The sequence below is a fragment of the Candidatus Kryptoniota bacterium genome (genome assembly GCA_036567965.1).
GTDB lineage: Bacteria > Bacteroidota > Ignavibacteria > Kryptoniales > JAKASW01 > JAKASW01.
Genome location: DATCTN010000026.1, coordinates 44,431 through 65,533, shown reverse-complemented (window position 1 = coordinate 65,533; position 21,103 = coordinate 44,431). Strand labels below are relative to the sequence as shown.

The 21,103-nt window shown below is 51.0% G+C and carries 16 protein-coding genes; 4 read left to right on the top strand and 12 right to left on the bottom strand.

The window, feature by feature from the left end; all coding sequences use genetic code 11:
• Window positions 1-20: 20 nt before the first annotated feature.
• Complete coding sequence (locus VIS48_11060) at window positions 21-491, bottom strand: MgtC/SapB family protein (GenBank protein HEY9166688.1); 471 nt, start codon at window positions 489-491, stop codon at window positions 21-23.
• Window positions 492-772: 281 nt separating this feature from the next.
• Between VIS48_11060 and VIS48_11055 the strand changes: the two genes are divergently transcribed.
• The gene (locus VIS48_11055; GenBank protein HEY9166687.1) at window positions 773-1,405 is read left to right on the top strand and encodes a methyltransferase domain-containing protein; all 633 of its coding nucleotides are present in this window, start codon (window positions 773-775) and stop codon (window positions 1,403-1,405) included.
• Between the two features lie 137 nt (window positions 1,406-1,542).
• Here the strand turns inward: VIS48_11055 and VIS48_11050 are convergent, their stop codons facing one another.
• The 6 genes from VIS48_11050 to VIS48_11025 all read right to left on the bottom strand — a co-directional run bounded on the left by VIS48_11050 (window position 1,543) and on the right by VIS48_11025 (window position 11,742).
• Window positions 1,543-3,798, bottom strand: coding sequence for a T9SS type A sorting domain-containing protein (locus tag VIS48_11050; GenBank protein HEY9166686.1), 2,256 nt, complete (start codon window positions 3,796-3,798; stop codon window positions 1,543-1,545).
• A gap of 3 nt (window positions 3,799-3,801) precedes the next feature.
• The gene (locus VIS48_11045) at window positions 3,802-4,782 is read right to left on the bottom strand and encodes a hypothetical protein (GenBank protein ID HEY9166685.1); all 981 of its coding nucleotides are present in this window, start codon (window positions 4,780-4,782) and stop codon (window positions 3,802-3,804) included.
• 390 nt (window positions 4,783-5,172) lie between these two features.
• Complete coding sequence (locus VIS48_11040; GenBank protein ID HEY9166684.1) at window positions 5,173-7,812, bottom strand: PAS domain S-box protein; 2,640 nt, start codon at window positions 7,810-7,812, stop codon at window positions 5,173-5,175.
• 120 nt (window positions 7,813-7,932) lie between these two features.
• Complete coding sequence (locus tag VIS48_11035) at window positions 7,933-9,411, bottom strand: NEW3 domain-containing protein (GenBank protein HEY9166683.1); 1,479 nt, start codon at window positions 9,409-9,411, stop codon at window positions 7,933-7,935.
• A 113-nt stretch (window positions 9,412-9,524) separates the two neighbouring features.
• Entirely contained in the window at window positions 9,525-10,316 is a 792-nt protein-coding gene (locus tag VIS48_11030; GenBank protein ID HEY9166682.1) for an ABC transporter ATP-binding protein, read from the bottom strand.
• Window positions 10,303-11,742: an ABC transporter permease subunit gene (locus VIS48_11025; GenBank protein ID HEY9166681.1), complete on the bottom strand. Its 1,440-nt coding sequence runs from the start codon at window positions 11,740-11,742 to the stop codon at window positions 10,303-10,305. Before VIS48_11025 ends, VIS48_11030 begins: the two co-directional genes overlap by 14 nt.
• Window positions 11,743-12,171: 429 nt before the next feature.
• On the opposite strand from VIS48_11025, the gene VIS48_11020 reads away from it, so the two are divergent.
• Window positions 12,172-13,998, top strand: a complete 1,827-nt coding sequence (locus VIS48_11020; GenBank protein ID HEY9166680.1) for an ABC transporter ATP-binding protein — start codon at window positions 12,172-12,174, stop codon at window positions 13,996-13,998.
• Between the two features lie 2 nt (window positions 13,999-14,000).
• Here the strand turns inward: VIS48_11020 and VIS48_11015 are convergent, their stop codons facing one another.
• Entirely contained in the window at window positions 14,001-14,219 is a 219-nt protein-coding gene (locus tag VIS48_11015) for a hypothetical protein (GenBank protein HEY9166679.1), read from the bottom strand.
• 87 nt (window positions 14,220-14,306) lie between these two features.
• Here VIS48_11015 and VIS48_11010 point away from each other — a divergent pair, with 87 nt between their 5' ends.
• Window positions 14,307-15,830, top strand: coding sequence for a PqqD family peptide modification chaperone (locus tag VIS48_11010; protein HEY9166678.1), 1,524 nt, complete (start codon window positions 14,307-14,309; stop codon window positions 15,828-15,830).
• Window positions 15,820-16,677 (top strand): hypothetical protein, encoded by an 858-nt coding sequence (locus VIS48_11005; protein ID HEY9166677.1) that lies wholly within the window; start codon window positions 15,820-15,822, stop codon window positions 16,675-16,677. Before VIS48_11010 ends, VIS48_11005 begins: the two co-directional genes overlap by 11 nt.
• Before the next feature lie 70 nt (window positions 16,678-16,747).
• On the opposite strand, the gene VIS48_11000 is transcribed toward VIS48_11005, so the two are convergent.
• From VIS48_11000 to VIS48_10985, 4 genes are all read right to left on the bottom strand, one after another.
• Window positions 16,748-17,683, bottom strand: a complete 936-nt coding sequence (locus tag VIS48_11000; protein ID HEY9166676.1) for a sigma 54-interacting transcriptional regulator — start codon at window positions 17,681-17,683, stop codon at window positions 16,748-16,750.
• An 11-nt stretch (window positions 17,684-17,694) separates the two neighbouring features.
• On the bottom strand, window positions 17,695-18,069 hold the full coding sequence (locus VIS48_10995; GenBank protein HEY9166675.1) for a hypothetical protein: 375 nt from the start codon (window positions 18,067-18,069) through the stop codon (window positions 17,695-17,697).
• 254 nt (window positions 18,070-18,323) lie between these two features.
• Complete coding sequence (locus VIS48_10990; protein ID HEY9166674.1) at window positions 18,324-19,724, bottom strand: sigma-54 dependent transcriptional regulator; 1,401 nt, start codon at window positions 19,722-19,724, stop codon at window positions 18,324-18,326.
• The gene (locus VIS48_10985) at window positions 19,721-20,935 is read right to left on the bottom strand and encodes an ATP-binding protein (GenBank protein ID HEY9166673.1); all 1,215 of its coding nucleotides are present in this window, start codon (window positions 20,933-20,935) and stop codon (window positions 19,721-19,723) included. The genes VIS48_10990 and VIS48_10985 overlap by 4 nt, the downstream gene beginning before the upstream one ends.
• Between the last annotated feature and the right edge of the window lie 168 nt (window positions 20,936-21,103).

The window sequence follows — 21,103 nt, the reverse complement described above, 5'->3', positions numbered from 1 at the left end:
AGAACGGCAGCAACCCTTACCTATTCTTTACGATCTTCCCTGTCGAAGAGGAGTGGTATGTTGAGTCCTCTCAGGATGAGAAGGAGAACGATCATTCCACCCGTTGCGATTGCGGCAAGCTCCATCAAGCCGATGCCGCAGAGTACGCCGACTGCCGCCACATACCAAACTGTGGCTGCGGTCGTGACACTTCTGACGTGGACTCCCTGTTTCACGATAATGCCAGCGCCGAGGAAGCCGATGCCGACCACGATATTAGCAATCACCGTCAGGAACCCGCTGTTCCTTGCAATGACGTCGGAAAGATTTCCTACCGAGATTATGTAAGGGAGTGAGAGTCCGGCAATGGAGAATAGAGCAGCGCCCGCGGAGACCAGCATATCCGTCCTTACGCCTGCCTCCTTCCCGATGGATTCCCTTTCAAGCCCGACCAGGAGACCAAGGAATACTGCGACGCCGAGGCGTACCAGCATCTGTGTTGTAGTAAGCATACCGGTATATTATAAAATCACTTCGTGAGAATATCAAACTTTGAAGCAGGTAAGGAACTTCGGGAAGCCACACCCGGCTCAGCCGCCTACGCGGTAGCTCCGGCGGTTCGTTGACTTCCGGATTGGTGATAACCAACATTGCCGAATAACTCAAATGTTTCAACAACGTTGAAAGGTCGACTGATGACTTGCCTCGTTAGGGAACGTTTTATCTCGTGATCTTTTTCTTGAGGAAGTAGGGGCAGATTCCCTATATTTGCTATCAGCAAAAGGATGACGAGATGAAGATTAATATCGGCTGCGGGTCTGTTAAGCCAGCAGGATGGGTCAACGTGGATTATTCCATGGGCGCCCGTTTATCAAGGGTACCACTATACAACCTCATTAACAGGAAATTGAAACTGTTCGATCTTGATCCACATGGCAATCCATGGAATTGGGATGGCGTCCTGGTCAGGGATCTGCAGAAACGTTTTCCCTGGGGAGACGGGGAGGCGGATGTCGTTTACGCGTCGCACATAGTCGAACACTTCTCGAAGAAGGACGGCTTAAGATTGCTGACGGAGTGTCACAGGGTATTGCGAACAGGAGGAGTTATTCGAATCGTAGTTCCGGATCTGAAAGTTTTGGTTGAGAAATATAGAACCGGCAAGATGCGGGCCGATGACCTTGTCGAGAGCCTTGGCGTTCTTTACGAGACCAGAAACAACCGCCTGAAAGACTTCTTCGCGAGCTTTCTTCAGTTCCCTCACAAATGTATGTACGACACTTCGGCTCTAGTTGAAGTGTTGAATTCGATAGGGTTCGATGCAGAGAGTAAGGGCCCGTTTGAGAGCCGGATTGACGACATAAATGCAATAGAACTTGGGGAGAGAACGCTGGATGCAGTGATTGTTGAAGGAGTCAAGAGGTGAAATCGCCCCGGGCCATTTCAACGTCCCACGATCCCTCATTTTGACTGTCTACATTTCTTCAGATTCCGTCTCGGAAGTTTCTACCAAGCGAAGACGGCGGGCCAATGGAGCTAGGCCCGCCGGACCACCTTCAAGAATTATTTCATTAGGACCATCTTCTTAGTTGCGATGAACTGCTGCCCGTCCACTCCCACCGCTTCAATTCGATAGAAATAAACTCCGCTTGCGTAATGCGACATATCAACGGTGTCCGCATAACTTCCAGCACCCATAAGTCCGAGGTCCATAATCCTCACTTGCTGTCCGAGCAAGTTGAATATCTCAAGCTTAACTCTCGAAGTCTGCCACAAGTCGAAGCTGACGGTTGTCGAAGGGTTGAATGGGTTGGGGTAATTCTGCCTGAGTTGATAGCTCAAGGGGACCTGCTGGGCTCCACTGCGTGTAATTGTAGGTATGTCCGAGAGGATCCCTTTCCAAACATGACCGTTTGCTGTACCTGCAAACAGATACCCTCTGTTCATTGTGAAAGATGTGACAGCTTCCGTCAATCCGCTGTCTACTTCCGTCCACGTCAGTCCTGCATCATAGCTTGTGAAGACACCACCGTGCTCGCCAGCCGCTATCAAACTACTTCCTATGGGGAAAAGCGTACTAGTTTCAGGGAGAGGACTATTCCCGATGTACGACCATGTCGCCCCGTTGTCAGTCGAACGATAGCCACCGTCCCGATAGAAAGCTCCCACAAATATGCTGTTCCCCATGACAGCGATACAGCTTCCTCCGTATTGGGAATTCCAAGTGGACCCGTGGTCCGTTGAAACGAATATCCCCTGGTCATTCAAGTCTGTCGCGTACACATCATTTCCTGAGATGACAAGAGAGCTGATCCCTGATGATCCTCTGTTAATAGATTGGGTCCAAGACGAACCCTGATTAGTCGAGAGGAACAACCCTCCCGTATAATCTGACCCGGATGGCCCGCCGGCCAGTGTGTAGGTCCCAGAGGCAGCAATCGTATAGATCTGCCGAGAAGCAAGAGTGGTGAGGGACCATTTTCCAGATTCTCTTACCCATCTGAACACACCTCCGCTATCAGAATAAGTCCCCGCATAAAGATCTTCACCGTTCGTTGCTAACGAAGAAATATTTGTACATGTCAGGCCAGAATCCAATGGCATCCATGTTAGTCCGTTATCACTAGAACGGAATACTCCGCTCGAACTTGTTCCGACAAGAATCGCGCTGTCTAGTACCGTTAGCGCTTGCACGCGCGAAGCTGAAAAGTCCGTCTGTGACCACTTTACACTCCGCCGGTTGGTGTCCACCGCACCATGAAACTCCCACACAAACGACCAATTGCTCATAGCTGATGAATCGGCGGCGCTAACCCTCCAGTAATATTCTTCACCGCGGGCAATGTTCCTGAAATTGAATATTGTATTGGCAATTGGGTACACATCGCATAGGAGGTTTGTAAAGTCAGGGTTGAGTGCTACTTGAAGCCTGTAGCTCGCCGCTCCCGGGACGGATGCCCAAACACATTCTACAGAGTCGCAATTGACGGTAGAGTCATTCTTCGGACTCAGCAATGTGGGCGCGCGGAGAACGTTGATCAAAATTCCGGAAAGCGGTCGTTGCCATACTTGGCCTGCAGCTGATCCGGCGTACAAAAATCCGTTCGAAATTGTCAAACTGTAGAACCAAGCGCTGTTCAGTCCCGACCCAATATTTGCCCAAGTGAAGCCTGAGTCAGCCGATGCAAATATGCCGTGATCTGTTGCTGCAAATATTGTATCGTTGTTGACTAAAACGGAGAAGATATCTCCAGGGGTCATGGTTTCTGTCCAGGTTTTGCCGTTATCCCTCGAGAAGAACCCGATCGAATTATAAAACGCTCCCACGAAAATGGACGTCCCCATTACAGCGATCGAACTTCCACCAAGCTGGGACGACCAGCTTTCACCGCGGTTGGTAGATACGAATATTCCCTGGTTGTTTAAGTCCGTAGCAAACAGGTTGGTGTCACCTATGGCAACAGAATTGATTCCAAGTACTCCACGATTGATAGACTGAGTCCACGACTGGCCTCCATCTGTAGAAATGAAAAGTCCTCCGGAATAACTTGGTCCAGCCGGACCGCCTGCGAGCAAAATGGAATCGTGCATCGCAAGGCAGTATACCTGTCGGCCTCTCAAATTTGTTAGCGTCCAGCTTCTCCCGTTGTTTAACGAGTGGAACACGCCGCCTGAATCCGCGAATGTGCCCGCATATATACTGGAGTCTTTTATCACCATCGAAGATACTTCGGGCCATGTTAGTCCGAGATTAACTGATCTCCAGGTAATTCCATTGTCGTTCGAAAGAAATATTCCACCATTTGTGCCCTCAAACAAATTTCAATTGTCGGCAGCCAGAGCGCGTACAGGCGTCGACGTAAGGCCCTGCGGAGTCCAGGTTATTCCTGCGTTTGTCGAATGAAATACACCGAACGATGATGTCCCGGCAAACATGGAAGTGTCTGAGCCAGTAAGTGCAATAGCATTGATAGCAAGTGAGACTATGTAATTTGTCCATGATGTAAGGTTGGAACATTTCCAGGTAGTTCCTGTATCCGCGGAATACAGTATTCCATTCACCGATGTACCAGCCGCCAGATCAGCTCCGGCTCCAGCTAATGCTGTGACCATTCCGTATGTCCATCCGGAATTTTTTGGGGCCCAACTTCTCCCACTGTCCAACGATGTGTAGACGCCATTGATTGTGCCGAGATAGACCGCGAGACTATCGACAAGGAGAGGTCCGACGTTTGTCGTGGACAGTCCGATATCAAAATCATTCCAGCTTCTGCCGCTATCTGCGGAGGCGAATACTCCCACGGACGGAACCGTGGCTAGAACCTTCGTGCCAATCGAGGCGACGGATTTAACTGCACTTTGGCTCAGTCCCGCCAAATTCCAGGTCACGCCGTTGTCGGACGTGAAGAATACACCTCTGCCAGCGGTGCCTGCGAACATGAGGTCTCCCAGGCGGCACAGCGAGGAGATAGACGTGTCGAGTAGGCCGTCGGACAACCAGGTCGAACCGTTGTTTGTGGAACTGTAAACTCCGCTGTCAGTTCCTGCGTAGACCACCTCATCGCCTATGAAGATTGCGCGCACGTTCGTTCCTGTCAGTCCTGAAGCGCTCCAGGTAGAACCGTAATCGGTCGATTTGAAAATACCGTTGTCCATTCCCGCGTAAATCACCGGTCCCTGCTGGGCAAGTGCCCAAATATCAGGACTGTACTGGGGCGTCAGCCGAACCCACTGCCCGAAAACGTTTGGATTCCCGAATAACAAGACATAGGTAACCGACATGAGGAAATACTTTGTCTTCATGACTTTGATTCTCCCAACTATGGAAAAACATCGCACGACATTGGATATGATTCGCTTCCTTAATTCAGGGTGTGCGCAATTTTATGCGACCAAGCACCCGCCCGACACTGCTGAAATATGCTTAACCTCTTTATTCGAGTCAAGAGAGCGAACCACTCGGTGATGATAGTCAAAGTCTCCGCCTTACTTTCATACCCCATCGAGAACTCGGAGACTTCCACACCAGGCAGCGATCACGATAATGTCACTCGATAATGCTTGATTAGACCGACTGAAATCTTTCACCATGCCTGCGGACCGTCGGCGTCCACGATGAAAGATGGGAATGGATCCTTCGGGACTAAGAATGACTGAGATTGCGACTAGACTTTATAACCGGTTCGACTCAAGTCATCCTTTCTCCAACACTTTCTGCACCTTGCCGGCGAGGTCGTGGGGTGTGAAGGGCTTCTGTATGAAATCCACTCCTTTGCCGACTCCGCGCGGAGGCTCGAGCATGTCTGCAGCGTACCCCGACATGAACAGTGTCTTAATTCCCGGCTTTATCTTACCGATCCTGCGACTCAGCTCGCTGCCGTTCATCGCCGGCATTATCACGTCCGCGAGAAGAAGGTCGATGCTCCCGCTGAACTCTTTGCACATTGCGATCGCGTCATGCGGATCCAGAGCAGCGAACACCCTGTACCCGTATTCTTCGAGACTCTTCTTCGCCGATTCGAGCAGGTCCGACTGATCCTCGACTATCAGAACCGTCGCGTTTCCCTTCTGTATCGCGTCTGCCGACGATTCTGCCGACTTTTCCGGTTCCCCCGCCGCGGACGGAAAGTATATGTCGAACGTTGTCCCCATCCCCGGCTCACTCTTTACTTCTATCGATCCATCGTTCTGCTTCACTATCCCGTATACCATCGAGAGGCCGAGACCCGTGCCGTGCCCTTTCACCTTCGTGGTAAAGAACGGCTCGAATATTTCTTTCAACATTCCTCGCTCAATCCCTTTGCCGGTATCGGTAACCGAGATCCTTATCGATCCGCCGCGCATACGGTCAGTAAGACCGACTAAACGATCTTCGCCGGGGAGGACGTTCGCGGTCTCTATGGTGATCGTTCCTACATCATCAATTGCGTCCCGGGCGTTAGTCACAAGATTAACCAGTATCTGGTCAAGCTGGGACGGATCGGCTTCAACGTTCCACAGGTTCCTTCCTGGATTGAACACGAGCGAAATGTTCTCGCCTATAAGTTGATGAAGCATTTCCATGATCGATGTTATAGATGAATTCACATCCAGCACCTTGGGAGATACAGCTTCCCGCCGTGCAAACGAGAGAAGTTGTTTAGTAAGGTCAGACCCTCTTCGCGCCGCAGCAATTATGGCGTCGAGCTGTTTACGGACCGATTCCTCTTCCTGCAGCCGTCCCTTGATGAGCTCTCCATATCCGAGAATCACGCCGAGTATATTATTGTAGTCATGCGCGATACCGCCTGCCAGTCTCCCGATCGCGTCGAGTTTCTGCGCTTGGGTGAGCTCATCTTCCAACGATTTGCGCTCAGTTATATCTTCCTTAGTCGCGATGAAATGCGCTATCTGCCCGTCGTCGCCCGCCACAGGGGTGACAGTCATCCATTCATTGTAAAGACCTCCATCGCGGCGCCTATTTACAAGCTGACCCCGCCAAGGTTTGCCGGTAAGTATCGTATTCCACATTTCTTTGTAGAAGCTCTCATCCTGTTTTCCAGACCCGACAAGGTCTCCGATATCCGCACCGACCGCCTGAAGGGCGTTGTAGCCGGTTAGTTTCTCAAAGGCAGGATTGATCCATTCGACCTTTCCGCTCCGGTCCGTAATGACCACGGCGTTGGTCACGGCATTCAGGGCGGCACTCTGAAGATGCATCCGATCTTCAAGCTGCCTCTGTTCGGTTACGTCCCGGAACGCGCTTTGAATAGAAGGTTTCCCGTGATAAGTCGCATGCATACTCGTCACTTCGACTGACGCGGTGGATCCGTCCTGGCGGAGCATTTTCAGCTCCGCAGTGTCAATGTTCTCAATATTATTCATAATGGCCTCGACATGTTCTAGTGCTGCTGCCAATGATTCCGGATGTACAAATTCGAGAAACGACCTGCCGACAGCCCCCCCGGGTTCAGCGGTACCTGTTAACTTCTCCGCTGCTCTGTTGAGGTAAGCGAGTTTCCAGTCGGTGTGGACGGCAACGGCGACCGGCATCTGATCCACAAGTGCGCGATGTCCCTCTTCCAGCTCGATCGATTTCTCTTCCGCCGCTTCGACATCCGTGACACGCCTGCAAATGCCTTCCCTGAAAACGACCTTTCCCTCGTTGTCTCTGACATATCTTGAAAAATCTTCAATGTATACCTCGTTCCCTTCTCTGGTTCGGAGCCGGAAAATTTTCGGCTTGAACGGAAAGTCCTGGCCGACTTTCCCCACCATCGTCTCGTCCCGATTGAAGCAGAGCTCGTCCGGGACATCGAGTGAGAGCATCTCCTCGGTTGTATAACCCAGCATCTGCGCGAACGCATGATTGACCTCGACGAAAGATCGCTGGGGCACGGTCCTGTAATAGCCGACAGGTATCTCTTCCAGTATGTCGCGTCGTGTTTTCGGAGCGGCCTTAGTCCGGCTGTTTATCTGGTGTACCACCGTAAACACCGCCTTGTGTCCGCTGAACTCAAGCCCATGAGAAGTCAGCTCGACATCTATTAACTCGCCGCTCTTCAGCCTGTGATGTCCGATCTTTTCGCCATTGCTCGATTGCCCGTCCTCGCGATCGATATCGGATTCCTTCTCATCGGTCCCGAGATCCTCGATCGACATCTTCAGAAATTCCTCGCGGGAGTATCCATATTTCCTTATGGCCGCGTCGTTCACTCCGATGAACATCTGTGAGTCGGGATCATGTATTAGCATCGGAAGGGGATTTTGCTCGAAGATCGACCGATGAAGATTTTCATCAGTCACGACTTCCTCCCGGTTACGCTTGAACGACGGCATCGAGTCCTCTCTCACCAAAACCTCCGACAGAGCGGTGAATTCCGAACCGACGAGACCGCTGCTTTCGGGGTGAAAGCGTTTCGCGATACTACCTGAATCGAAATTCCGGAAATACGGCTGCTGAGCGGCATTTTCTCACTTCCTCCCGGTTTTCACACCGAGAACCACGGCTCCGGCAACGATTCCGAGTATCATCATTACGGGTATCACCGTCCCGAGGACGTTCGATTTCGAACTTATGTGTATACGTATGCTCTTGTTCTCGCCGTCGACCCGCCTGTTGCTGGAGAACGCTGAAGTCTTTACGGTAGCTTCATAGTCGCCCACTTCCAGTCCGGACGGAGGGATTAATGTGACAACCACATTCTGGTCTTTGCCCGGCTGAAGAGACTCAATAAGATCCGGTGTGACTACTGGCGTCCAGTTTACCGGCGCGTCCACATGCGGGCGAATGTTATCCAGCGGTCTTGTCCCATCATTGAGAACCGTCAGGTTCATCGTCACTTTGTCGCCGGGTCTTATTTCCTGGTAATAATTGGTCGCCTGCACCACAATTTTGCCCACTCCTCTGGGCACGAGCTCGAGTCGCGCGTAACTTACATGCATCTTGTCGAGATCGGATGCGGAATACTTCTTCGTGTCGTCAAATGTCTGCCCTTCGGCGTTACGCGGAACCGCGACGACAAAGAATTCGACTGCCTGATCGACATTGAATGTCGTCCCGTCATATCGATCTGGAAGGTACAAAGCCAGGGACAGCTGCCGCGAATTCACATCCTGAGAGAACTTCACCTGTGACAATCTCGTATTGCGGCCTTCAGAATTCTGCGCGTCCACAAAATCCCAGCTTATCTGTCTGGGAAGATTCACGACGCTCAAACGGTAGATGTCGCTGCGGCTGGAGAACAGCGCGAGAGTCATAGTGTAATTCGCCTGTGAACCGAGGTCTGCCTCCTGTGAAAACTGGTCCGGTGTGATAAGAACCCGGTTCGCGCTCTCATCCATCTGAAGGAGGATCTTCCTTTCTTCAGACTTATCGCCGTACACGTCCTTGACCGTGACGTAATCGAGATCCTGGAGGAGAACAAAATCAACTGTAACAGGTTCATTGAATTTCATCATGCCGATCTTGGCTTCGTATGGCTGGCTGACGACAGCGTGATTATCGTTCAGGAGAGATACATAAATGTTAGCAAGCTGGTCAGTCCGGATATCGCCGAACGATTCCACATTCTTCTCGCCATTGGCGATGATTCCGCTTGTCGTATTTCTCAGCGTCAACTTGACGTAAATCAAGCCATCCTTTGACTGGTACTTGATGGCTTTGTCGATCGTTACGTGCGGCTGCTCAAACGCCAGAGAAAGTATCGCCTGCTGGTAGGTTACCTGCGCCGTCTTGAATCCCGCCTCGGATTGTTCAAACTCCTGCTGAGAGATCAATCCTTTGTCATACAGGATCTTCTGCCTGTCGAAAGTATCTTTCTGAAGCTTGTAATCGCTCTGGGCTTTCTCAAGGTATAGAGACTTGAACCTTTCATCGTTCGGATTGTAGAGCACCTGTCCGATTGCCGGTCTCAGGAGCATCAGTATGAGAACGATCGATAGCTTTTTCATTGGACGCCTCCTTGTGTCTTGCACATTCACAATATTTCCCGCATTTTTTCCGCCCTCGAATCCAGAGACCGGATTCCTGTGCCGTCTTAGCATCTTGCGGAAGAATGCAGTGCTCATTCCACTTCCATGTATTTCAAATAGAGTTTCTCAAGGTCTTCATCTTGAAACTCTGCCCTGCTCTTCTCAGTGATCAGAACGCCTTCCTTCATGATTCCAATTGTGTCAGCGATCTCCTTCGCCCTGAAAACGTCATGTGTCGACATCAGTATCGCCTTGCCACTCATTCGCAGGTTGAACAAAAGCTCGATGAAATCCGACGCAGCTTTCGGATCAAGCCCGGACGTCGGTTCATCCAGAATGAGTGCTGGCGCCTGTTTGAGGATTGCGATAGCGATACCGAGCTTCTGTCGCATACCTTTCGAGAATGTCTTTACTCGTTTCTCGAATGCCGATTCAGGGAGACCGACCTGCCTCATCACCATATGACAACTTTCGCGACTGACCTCTTTTCCATACCCGAGTCTCGTGAAGAAATCGAGGTTCTGTCTCGCAGTGAAATTTCCATAGAGCATTACATTCTCCGAGACGTAAGCGGCGTATTTCTTAGCCTGCAACGGCTCAAGCGTGCAGTCGAAGCCGTTGATCTTCGCTGTTCCGCTGGTCGGCTCGATGAAATTAAAGAACGTGTTTATCACTGTGGTTTTCCCGGCGCCATTCGCCCCAAGGAGGCAATAAATTTGGCCGGTTTTGATTTCGAGATTGAGGTGATCGAGCGCGAGTAGATTGTCCTCGTATCTCTTTGTGAGATCGACCGCCTGGATCATTGCACGTACGGGTCCTGCGGCCGCTGTCGTCGCTGGACTTGACGACGCTTGCTCTACGACTAATTGGCTATCGTACGTCATATCTCATGAACCTCGTGTATGCTATTGCAAAAGGAACAATAAGCCAGAACGCCAGCGTCATGAATCCGTTAAAATTCCGCGAAAATATTTCAGAAAATCCTGCTGTGGTCACTTCAAAGCCGGGAAGGGATTTCAGATCCACCACCCGTTGGACGGAAACGCTAGTACCCATAGATTGCCCGGGGATTGTGATTGGTGATTGCTTTACGGCGCTGAAGAGCTCCTTGTTCAACACCTGTTGGTGCGCGCGTACCGCGTCCATGTATTCTAGCCTTTCGCATTCACCGGTTCCGCACAAGTCCGTTATGAAATTGCTGAATACCGCTCCGGGCGAAATGAGGGAGACTGCGGTTCCGATCCGGGCCTGGGACTCGCGTTCCCTGTCGTACCCCTCGTCGATGGCGTTGAGCTGCGCCGCCACGTCATCGGAGTACTTGCGGTCGGTCTCCTCGCGGTACTTATTCCAATCGTCCTGGGCCGCTGCAGAAGCTGAGATTGGCGAACTTCCGCCGCCGAAGAGTTCTTCGTATTTCTTACCGAGGACCGACGATTTTTCGCTCTCGAGAGTGTTGGCGGCAAGCGATTTCTGCATCGACACCACCGCCTCTGTCCTTACAGGATAAACAAGGTCCGCGATCATGTTACTGGCTTTAGGTATCACGAGTTGGAAGAATGCCCAAAGGACTAGTATAGCAACCAGCGATGTCCTCGTCCTGAACGTACTGGTAGATATCATGATGCCGATTGAAAAATAGACAAGCATGAAGACAGACGAAGCGAGAAACACCATGAGGACTCTTGAGAGCATATCGGGGTTGCCCAGGGGAAAAGACGTAAAACTCAGCAAGAGTATGCCTGCGAGAAACGCCAGCGTGAAAGGGAGCCAGATTGAGATGTAACCACCGATCAGCTTTCCGAACAGGACAACATCCCTGGGCACGCTGTTCGAGAGGATGCCTCGGAGTGTTCCAAGCTCCTTTTCTCCCGAGATGACATCCGCCCCGAACATGAGCACGATAAGACTGAGTACCATTTGCACTATGAATGCGAAATCGAGGTCTCCAAGTTCGGACAACACGGACCGTTCGCCCAGGGGTACCTCACCGGGTTGAAAACCGTCGCGGCCGAATGTATAGAACCGCGGAAGTGAATTTTCCAGGCCCTCTGCGAATGCAGAGAGGGGTGCGGGCGGAAGAAAGCCCTTTAGGGGGACGCTCCCCGAAAGTACATCCCACATCTGGGAGGAAGTAAGAGCTTTGTCCTGCAATCTCACCTGCTCGTTATAGTCGCTGAGTCTCTTCGAATAATTCACTTCATTGACGTAGAATCCCATCGGTATGAGGATCACTCCCACGAGTAGAAAGAGTGGGAAGCGAAGGCTGAATATGCTCTCCATTATCTCTTTCTTCACTATCGTAATCAGCATTCTGTAGTTACCTCAGCTTTCTTCATGGCATCATCCGTTTTCCATTCATCCGGCTTTTCATCGCTACAATATTTGTGCAATCGCTATGCCATTGGCAAATCGCTTTTTTCAGTTCGATTTCGGGGAATTTGCCTTTTTAGGTGGGCGGTTTGCTTCCCACCTTTTGAGAAGGAAACCGCCCACTATGTATTGTGCATGCACAAGGGGCCGCATGTGCAGTTAATCTCCAGCGGGATCAGGACATCCACGATGAGTCGGCGCGCGATGTGCAGCCGGGCGTGGAAAACAGATCCGGTGCCGCATTAACTTTGCGAATTCGCACTCACATCATGGCACACCTGTTGACTCTACACTAGCATAATTCATCCACGCAGGTGAGGCGTCACTATGGATGCACCGGCGCACAGCTGAGAACCAGGCGAGAGTGAAATGCAGAACAGGACGATAATAAAACGGATACTTCCATTCGCCAAGCCGCACGCCAGGTCATTTATCGCAGCAGGGATACTGACCGTGGTCAGCGCGGCGATCGATCTCGCGACGCCCCTCGTCCTGCTTCTTCTCATCGATGTCGTCATCCCGCGGAAAGACCCCGTACTACTCTCAAAGTTCGGCGCGGGCTTCCTCGGGTTGTATTTCCTGCGATCATTAATCGACTTTGTCAGGGGAAGGCTTCTCGTCGGGTTCCGCGAAGAGGTTGTCTGCACGATGCAGAAGGGATTGTATGAGAAAATCCAGCGACTCCCCGTCGCCATATTCGACGAAACAAAGACTGGATATCTGGCAAGCAGAATCCTGGCGGACACGACTGCTGCGAGCACGCTTGTCGGTGACACAGTCATAGTCGCACTCATAAACCTCATTATTGTTTCGGGTACGGTCCTGATCGCATTCGCAATTAACTGGCGTCTGACTCTCATCGCGATATCTGTCGCTCCGGTTTTTGCGATAGGCGTTCAGGTTTTCAACAAGCACATAAAAGACGTCGCGCACAAAGTCCAGGAGGAAAAATCAAAAGTCTACGGGGATGTCCAGGAGAGTTTTGCCGGCATCCGCCTCATAAGAACATTCGGGCTGGAGAAGTTCCGTTCTCGGACGGTCGAATCGGGAATCGAAAGGAACAAAGACCTCAACATCCGCCTCGGTGTACTCTCGTCCATGAGCGTTGCGATCGCACTCCTCTGCACCACCTTTGCCGGCGTCTCGATACTCTGGTATGGCAGCTACCAGGTCATCGGTGGCATGCTCACGCTTGGACAATTGATGGCGTTCTCCGCTTACACTGTGAACATTTTCGGACCAATCCGAAATCTTATCGGAATAAACTTAGGGGTACAGACCTCGCTTGCGGCTGCGGAGAGAGTCTTCGGACTTATGGACGAATGCGCGGAGGACAGGAACGATGCCGATGCCATTGACATAGTGTTTAGGGGGAACGTCAAGTTCCGGAATGTCTCGTTCTCATATAAGCCTGACGTCCCGGTCCTCCGTGATATCAGTTTTGATGTGAGACCGGGAGATGTAATCGCGCTTGTCGGAGAAAGCGGGGCGGGCAAGAGCACGTTGCTCAGCCTCCTTTCGGGATTTTACGATTCTTACGACGGTGGAATCTTCATTGATGGAATCGACATAAAGCAACTCAAACGAGATACCTTCCTTAAGCAGTTCGGGATCGTAATGCAAGACACGTTTCTCTTCAGCGCATCAGTAAAAGAAAACATCAAATATGGAAAGCTGGAGGCCAGCGAGGAGGAAATCGTTCGGGCGGCAAAGGCGGCGAATGCGCATGAGTTCATTTTGCGGCTCCCTATGGGTTACGACACTGAAGTGGGAGAAAGAGGCAGCCAGCTTTCGGGAGGCGAAAGGCAGCGTATCGCGATCGCGAGAGCAATCTTGAGGAATCCGAGGATACTTATCCTTGACGAGGCGACCTCTTCCGTCGATTCACGATCTGAGAATCTCATACACGACGCCCTTGCGAACTTAATGAAGGGCAGAACGACGTTCGTAATCGCGCATAGGTTTTCAACGGTCATGTCGGCGAGCAGGATAATGGTTATCGAAAAAGGTGCCATTATCGGCTCGGGGACACATGAAGAGTTGTACGTGAACTGCCTGACATACCGACGGCTCTTCGACGGGCAATTCTCTTCCCACGGGGATGAAAGACAAACAGACGCCCTTCTTCCCGGTCAGCCAAAAGTAATCGTGAACCGTGGCGCAAAGGGAGAAAGAGTAGTAACAGTCGAATTATGACCTCACAAAACATTCTGACAATTAATATCACTACCCAAAGGAGGTGAAAAGCAAATGTTCAATCCGCTCGGGTTTGCCAGCCTCTCCACATTAGAGGCAAACATGACAACCAATCCAGGATGCAACTGCACATGCGTTTGCTCCGTCCCCGTCACGGTGACCATATTCATTGCCACAAACTGAGCCCAGTATAACGTACCGGGAGGATATACCCTTGCCATTTTTGGGCACTCCGCCGATTGCGGGGTGCCCAACGATGGGAGGGCACCGAACTTGAGAATGAATCGACCGAAAGGAATAGAGACCTGATGGACGCTGACACGATGAACTTAAATGAGGACTCATATCACGACCTGGAAAACGGAAGACTTCTCCTTCCGCCCAGGATGGTACACTTCCCCGGCGAAGAAGGCTGGCATCTCTTCTTCGATCCCGAGAACCATGTCTGGGTGAGATTGAACGAATCGGGAAAAGAAGTGATGGAGTCCCTCGAGACGCACACGCGTCTCGAAGAAGTTGTGCAAGACCTTGCCGAAAGATTCGACCTCAATCCGGTCGACATTCGTGATAAGGTTCTCGTGTTCATAAAGGGAATGGTGGAAGCTCATATGGTGCATGTCGACAAATACGTCTTCCATAAGCAATCAACTACTCTCGCGGCCGATCACCCGATCGCCGTCTATTTTTCAAATACAGAGAAGTGCAACCTCTCGTGCAGCTACTGTTATAATGCGGATAGCAGGAAACGAAATGGAAAATCGGCCCGTGAAATGACGACGGAGGAATCGATTTTCGCCCTCGACCGGCTGAGGGACTTTGGAGTTTCAATCGTCGCCTTCTGCGGCGGCGAGCCGATGTTCAGAGAGGATCTGTTCGAAGTGGCCGCTCATGCAAAACAGAGAGGCTTCTTCACAGCTTTGGTTACAAACGGGACTCTTATCAATGATCAGAATGTCAATGATGTTACCAGGCTATTCGACTTCGTGTGGGTCAGCTTTGACAGCATTGTCAAGGAGGAGCATGAGGCTTTCAGAGGAAAAGGGTCATACGACCGCACATTGACCGCAATAAAATTGCTCGCGAAGAACAGGCCGAAACACTTCGTGGTGAATTCAGTCGTGGCAAAGTCTAATGTCAGGAGCATGCCGGAGACTCACAGGATATTGATAGATGAGATAGGTGTGGACATACACAGGATGAGCGCGTATATGCCTGCGAGAACGATAGAATACGACAAGGAACACAAACCAATCGAGACAATAGTAACAGAACGCCAATACCGCGATGTCATGTACAATGCCGGGTTGAGGCTTGAACTAGGAGGCGACGAGCTCCCGCCGCTCGAAGTGAACAGCAGGGACAAATTGATCATCAAAAAAGGGATACGGCGGATACAATGTGGTTTCGCAAGCGGAGATATTCACATGGTGTCCAACGGAGACATTTATCCGTGCGTTATGATGTTCAAAGATGAATTCAGAGCCGGGAACATACTTGAGGATGATATCGTGAAGATATACAGGGAATCAGAAGCGATGAACAAGTGCAGGGAAGCAACGGTGGATAAGATTAAGGAGTGCGACGGATGCTTGGTCAAGTATCTTTGCGCGGGCGGCTGTAGGGCGACCGCTTACGAAAAATACGGCAGCCTTACTGCGTACCATAAAGAGCTTTGCCCTGTTCTGAGAAAGTCAGCCATCGACAGTATGTGGCTGGATGCGAAGATACCGCTCGACAAAATGCAGGCTGCATCAGCAGAATACGAACGCAAACTTGAAGAAATCGATGAAATGGAAAAGAACAAAGTAAAGGAGACTTCCGATGTCCACTGAAAATGTCGGTGAGAAAGGATCGGGTCACGATTCGACAAGGACTCGAGCCACGGTGTCACGAAAAGAGGCGCTGACTACCATTCTGATCGGCGCTTTCGGATTGTTTGTGGGACCAAATCTGTCATTTCTCGAGAAGAGCTCCTTGCACCAGAACACTTGCGATGTCAGGCCTTGCGAAACGGCTGACATCGCTGCGGTTAAGCCCCCGCAATTCAAAACCGGAGAGAAGTTTTCCTTCAATTCTTTTATCTCAAGAGATGCTGAAACGGCCAAGTTTGAGCTAAAGGCTGTCCAGTCCGGACAGAAGGTCATCCTGCGTGGAGAACCGGTCCCTATAAACCAGACGATAACGATCATTTCAAAAAAAGAGTACAACAAAGAGAATTGTTATGTCGTTCGACAGGCGGCAAAAGTGAAGAATCCGTTGTATGATGCGGGCTCGGACAGTTCAGAAAAGGTGGCCGAACTGGTTACCAACTCATACGTCAATGAGAAAGGAAAAGTTGTTTTTACCGAAAGTACGTTGACTACAAAGCAAGGAACGAGCACGAGTGTGAGCGTAAGCCAATTGAGTGATCTCCCAGACTACTCGACGCTCGATTATTTTTTCGGAACCTGGATGCTGGCTTTGCAGAAAGGTTTTGAGTGGAAGTGTGCAAGTGATGGAGATACGGCGAATGAAATCAATGTAACCGGTGTCGAGAACGTTCAGGGCCATGAATGCTACGTCGCCCGGGTAACAAACAAGAGCTCAGGGAATACAAACGTGATCACATACTGGGTGGATGTGGCCCAGCGCATCGTGATGCAGGCAAAGTTAGGCGACCTGGTATTGAGGAGAGACTAGGAGCCTTCCGGGGGCGGCGGCCCGAGCTTTTCGCCGGCCCGGGCCCGCCCGCAATGTTCAACTGATCGCGTTACTGGGGTACAGTATGACCGTTCCTGTATCGGAAGAGGTCGATGTTCAGCCTTCTAATCCTGTTATAAACAGTGTTGCGGTGCACACCAAGCTGACGAGAGACGCTGTTGATGTTGCCACTCGCGTTTCTCAATGCCTCCTCGTATGCTCTGCGTTCGATCGTACTCCCCGAATGGATATCATCCTCCAGGAAATGAATTTCATCCGCCTTGATGATTTCCCTCCCGTCGCTGTCGATGATCGATCGGACGATGCAGTATTCCAATTCACGGACATTTCCCGGCCACTCATAGTGGGTGAGTTTCAGCAGCGCTTCACGGCTGAGTGTTTTCTTCATCGTAGTGTACTTTCTCAGGAAGCAATTTGAAAGGGACTCAATATCTCCTTTACGCTCCCGGAGAGGTGGGATGAAGATAATCGATACGGCAAGCCTGTAATACAAGTCCTTCCGGAATTTTCCTTCTCTTACGAGATTCTGGAGATTGACGTTGCTCGCAGCAATGATTCGGGCGTCTACCTGGATTTCTCTCTCCGCGCCGATTCGCGTGACAGATTTCTCTTCCAGTACGCGAAGAAGTTTCACCTGCAATGCAAGCTGGAGCTCTGAAACCTCGTCGAGAAGAATTGTACCATGATGTGCCTGTTCGAAATGCCCCCGGTGGGAAGCGAAAGCATTTGTGAACGCCCCTCGCTCGAAGCCGAAGAGTTCGGCTTCGAATAGAGTTTCAGGAATCGCCCCGCAATTCACAGCAACGAATGGGCCATCGCTCCTGGCGCTTCGCTGATGAATGTACCTGGCGATAACTTCCTTCCCTACTCCGCTTTCTCCCAGCAGGAGAACCGCAAAGTCATTACGGACAGCTCTCTCGGCCAGCGACATTACCTGCCGCATTTCCTGGCTGCCGACCACTATTTCTCTTGGATCGCTCTTCATTTGGACCATCCCTATCTGTTTAACATTTTTTCGAACCAGAAGCTGTTGGAACCAAGAGAATTCTCCATCCACTTCAGCAACCCGGGGACAACGACACCGGGTCCGCAAAGAGAAGATGGACGCTCTTCTCCACCACCGTTCAAATGGTTCGGTCCCGGTTTTCCGATTAAGGCATTCTTTCTTGCTTCATGAAGCATAGCGGACGCTGCTCCGATGAATGGATTGCTGTGCTTCATGTTGTGATCACCCGCGGTTCTCATTTGGAAGGGGACAGTTCCGCACGACGTGGAAAAGAGTACGTCGGAAGGGTATGCTCTTTGTTTAGTAAACAACGTGCGCGACACGCCCTTCAGCTCTTCGAGTGCGGAAACGCCCGGCTTGTGCAAGCCTTGCGCTTGGTTCCAACGCCATACTGAAAATGTGTGCAAGACCAATGCCGTAGCAAAACCTCAATTTTTGAATGAATTCGATAGCGGCTAATCCAAAGTGGGCGGATTTATCGTTTTTTTGGGAAATCTATTGCCCACTTGCCGGAGAACCATTCCGACAGGCTTAATTGCATCACGACGAGAACTTCACGACGAAAAACTAAGAGGGGAAAAGTATTTCAGAACAACGGATGCCTGCTCTTCACAGAAGCTCAGGTATCCGGCGGCGCTTCTATATTATACTCCTGCATTTTATCAAATAGTCTTCGCCTGCTAAGCTTCAGCTTCGAGGCAGCGGCGGTCCTGTTCCAATCTTCTTCTTCAAGAGTATCCAGAATGATTTTTCTTTCCGCGACCTTTGCGAGCGATGCGATGTATTTTATCAGTCCCAGTTCCGGATCGTACCGAAGCGGAGCGCTCACACGCTCAGTAGTCAGGAAAGAGAAGTCAGAAACCTCTATCCGCTCGCCCTGCATCGAGAGCATTGCGCGCTGGATTGCATTCTCGAGCTGGCGGATATTGCCGCCCCACTCATCAGCCGCAAGGAGTTCGATGGCCTTAGGGGAAAACTCACAAGCTCCGCGGCGAATCGTCCCGCGGTGTTTCTCGACGAAATGCCGGGCGTACAGGGGAATGTCTTCTTTGTGTTCACGCAAGGGAGGAAGGCGAAGCCGGAGCACGTTCAGCCGATAGAAAAGGTCTTCCCTGAATTTCCCGGCCTTCACTCGTTGTTCGAGATTCTTGTTGGTCGCCGCGATCACGCGAACGTCAACTTTCAAAGGGCCCGTTCCCCCGACTCGCGTAAATTCTTTTTCCTGGAGAACCCTGAGAAGCTTAGTCTGAGCATTGAGCGGAAGTTCCCCGATCTCGTCCAGAAAAATTGAGCCGGTATCAGCCTCTTCGAACTTCCCTATTCTCTGCTCGCGCGCGTCCGTGAATGCGCCCCTTTCATGTCCGAAAAACTCGCTTTCAATAATGGTCATTGGAATGGATCCGCAGTCCACGATCACGAGAGGAGAATTCTTTCTGCTGCTTTCATAGTGGATCGCCCGGGCGGCCAATTCTTTCCCTGTCCCGCTTTCGCCCTCGATAAGTACCACGGCGTCCGCACCCGCGATCCTCTTTATTTCTGCGCGCACCTTCTGCATCGGCTTGCTATCCCCGATTATCGAATCGAGCCCGTACTTACTGCCGAGCTTTTTCTTTAGTTCATCTACCTCCGCAGTGAGCCGGTGGTGTTCCATCGCGCGGCCGACCACTAGAAGCATCTGCTCGTTATCGAACGGCTTCGTCAGGTAATCGTACACGCCGTGTTTCGTCGCTTGCACTGCCGATTCGATCGACCCGTGAGCAGTGAGAATTATCGGCACAATGTGCTTATCCATCTTCGTCACCTGATCTATCACTTCAATTCCGTGCATGCGAGGCATCTGAAGATCGACAATTATTACCTGCGGCATGAAGTCCTGTATGATATTAAGTGCTTCGAGCCCATCGCTCGCGCTGGCGACATCGTAATTCTCGTCGGATAGAATTGTGGTCAATATCTGGCGTATACGCTTTTCGTCATCGACGACCAGAACGCGCTTCTTGCCTGTCGGTATTTCTGTCATTGTCCTTTCGTCGAATCTCTTGGAAGCGTGATGGTCACGCATGTGCCGCGCTTCTTTTGATCCGCTCCGTTCTTGATCTGAATCTCTCCGCCATGCCTGCTGATTATCCCGTATGATATTGAAAGGCCGAGGCCGGTTCCGTTTTCTTTAGTCGTGTAAAAAGGATCAAACACCCTCGCTAGCTCTGCCTGCGGAATTCCGGGGCCGGTGTCGAGTACCGAGACCTCTATCGCACCACTCTGATCGGCCGACTCCGCCGTTATTATGCTCAGGCATCCGCTGCTTTCCATGGCCTGTATGCCGTTGAGAAGTATGTTCAGGAATACCTGCTTCAATTGAGCGCCGTCTCCCTTAATCCGCGAATCCGCGAGCCTGAAGTCTCTCACAAGCTCTATATTGTGCTTCTTGATCTCCAAATCCAAAAGTGAAATCGTCTGCTCCAACACTAAATTGAGTTCCAGCGGTTCCATGTGCAGCTCAGATATCCGGCTGAAAGACAGGAGCCCTTTTATAATTTTGTCGATGCGATCAACTTCTTCGATTATTCCATCGGCAAGCTTACTCTTTTCGCCCGCAAGATCCTTCTTCAAATACTGAACCGTACTTCGGATTGCGGCGAGCGGATTGCGTATCTCGTGTGCTGCTCCTGCGGCAAGTTCACCTACCGTCATCATCTTGTCAGCGTGGAATAGACGTTTCAGTTTATCTTCCTGGAACTGGTATATCATAGCATATTCGATGGCGAGCGCACTTTGCGAAACAAGGCTCTGCATCATGCTCTCCTCCTCGCTTGAATACCTCCTTTTGTTGTTGTCCCTGCCTACGAAAAGGACCCCCGTCAGCCGATTTATCACGATCAGAGGAATGACTACCTGGATTGACGCGTCCGCAAGAAGCTTCTGTTCCGCCGCGTCGAGAAACGAGACAACTTCACCCTGAATGCCGACATTCAACGGCCGCCTGTTGACATTAAGCCACTTGATGAGATTATCTGTGCGAAGGAACCCGAACCGCCCGACAAGGCTCGGCTTTCCTCCCTTCGTTCTCCTGATCACGTATCGATTTGTTACAGGCTCAAGCAAAACAAGGTATATAGAATCCGCCGCGAACATTTCAGCAAATTTAGACGTAAAATGACCCAGCAGCTGATCGATATCAGGAATTAAAGTAATTGATCGAAGAAACTCTTCGGCAGTTAAAGATGGCGACACATTTCGCTTGCCTCTTCTTCTGCGTCCCAAAACCCTTTGTAGACCCTCTGGAATCTGCACAACCCTCACCTGTCTTATCTCTTCAAGTTAACCCCGCCCTCAGAAATTCTCAACACGAACATCCGACCAACTTCCAGCGCCTTGGGGGGAAATAAACACACAAACTAC

What these genes read in the sequence shown, in the direction of transcription:
- VIS48_11060 (HEY9166688.1), bottom strand. Translation starts at nt 491, where the DNA reads ATGCTTACTACAACACAGATGCTGGTACGCCTCGGCGTCGCAGTATTC.
- VIS48_11055 (HEY9166687.1), top strand. Translation starts at nt 773, where the DNA reads ATGAAGATTAATATCGGCTGCGGGTCTGTTAAGCCAGCAGGATGGGTC.
- VIS48_11045 (HEY9166685.1), bottom strand. Translation starts at nt 4,782, where the DNA reads ATGAAGACAAAGTATTTCCTCATGTCGGTTACCTATGTCTTGTTATTC.
- VIS48_11035 (HEY9166683.1), bottom strand. Translation starts at nt 9,411, where the DNA reads ATGAAAAAGCTATCGATCGTTCTCATACTGATGCTCCTGAGACCGGCA.
- VIS48_11030 (HEY9166682.1), bottom strand. Translation starts at nt 10,316, where the DNA reads ATGACGTACGATAGCCAATTAGTCGTAGAGCAAGCGTCGTCAAGTCCA.
- VIS48_11025 (HEY9166681.1), bottom strand. Translation starts at nt 11,742, where the DNA reads ATGCTGATTACGATAGTGAAGAAAGAGATAATGGAGAGCATATTCAGC.
- VIS48_11020 (HEY9166680.1), top strand. Translation starts at nt 12,172, where the DNA reads ATGCAGAACAGGACGATAATAAAACGGATACTTCCATTCGCCAAGCCG.
- VIS48_11015 (HEY9166679.1), bottom strand. Translation starts at nt 14,219, where the DNA reads ATGGCAAGGGTATATCCTCCCGGTACGTTATACTGGGCTCAGTTTGTG.
- VIS48_11010 (HEY9166678.1), top strand. Translation starts at nt 14,307, where the DNA reads ATGGACGCTGACACGATGAACTTAAATGAGGACTCATATCACGACCTG.
- VIS48_11005 (HEY9166677.1), top strand. Translation starts at nt 15,820, where the DNA reads ATGTCCACTGAAAATGTCGGTGAGAAAGGATCGGGTCACGATTCGACA.
- VIS48_11000 (HEY9166676.1), bottom strand. Translation starts at nt 17,683, where the DNA reads ATGAAGAGCGATCCAAGAGAAATAGTGGTCGGCAGCCAGGAAATGCGG.
- VIS48_10990 (HEY9166674.1), bottom strand. Translation starts at nt 19,724, where the DNA reads ATGACAGAAATACCGACAGGCAAGAAGCGCGTTCTGGTCGTCGATGAC.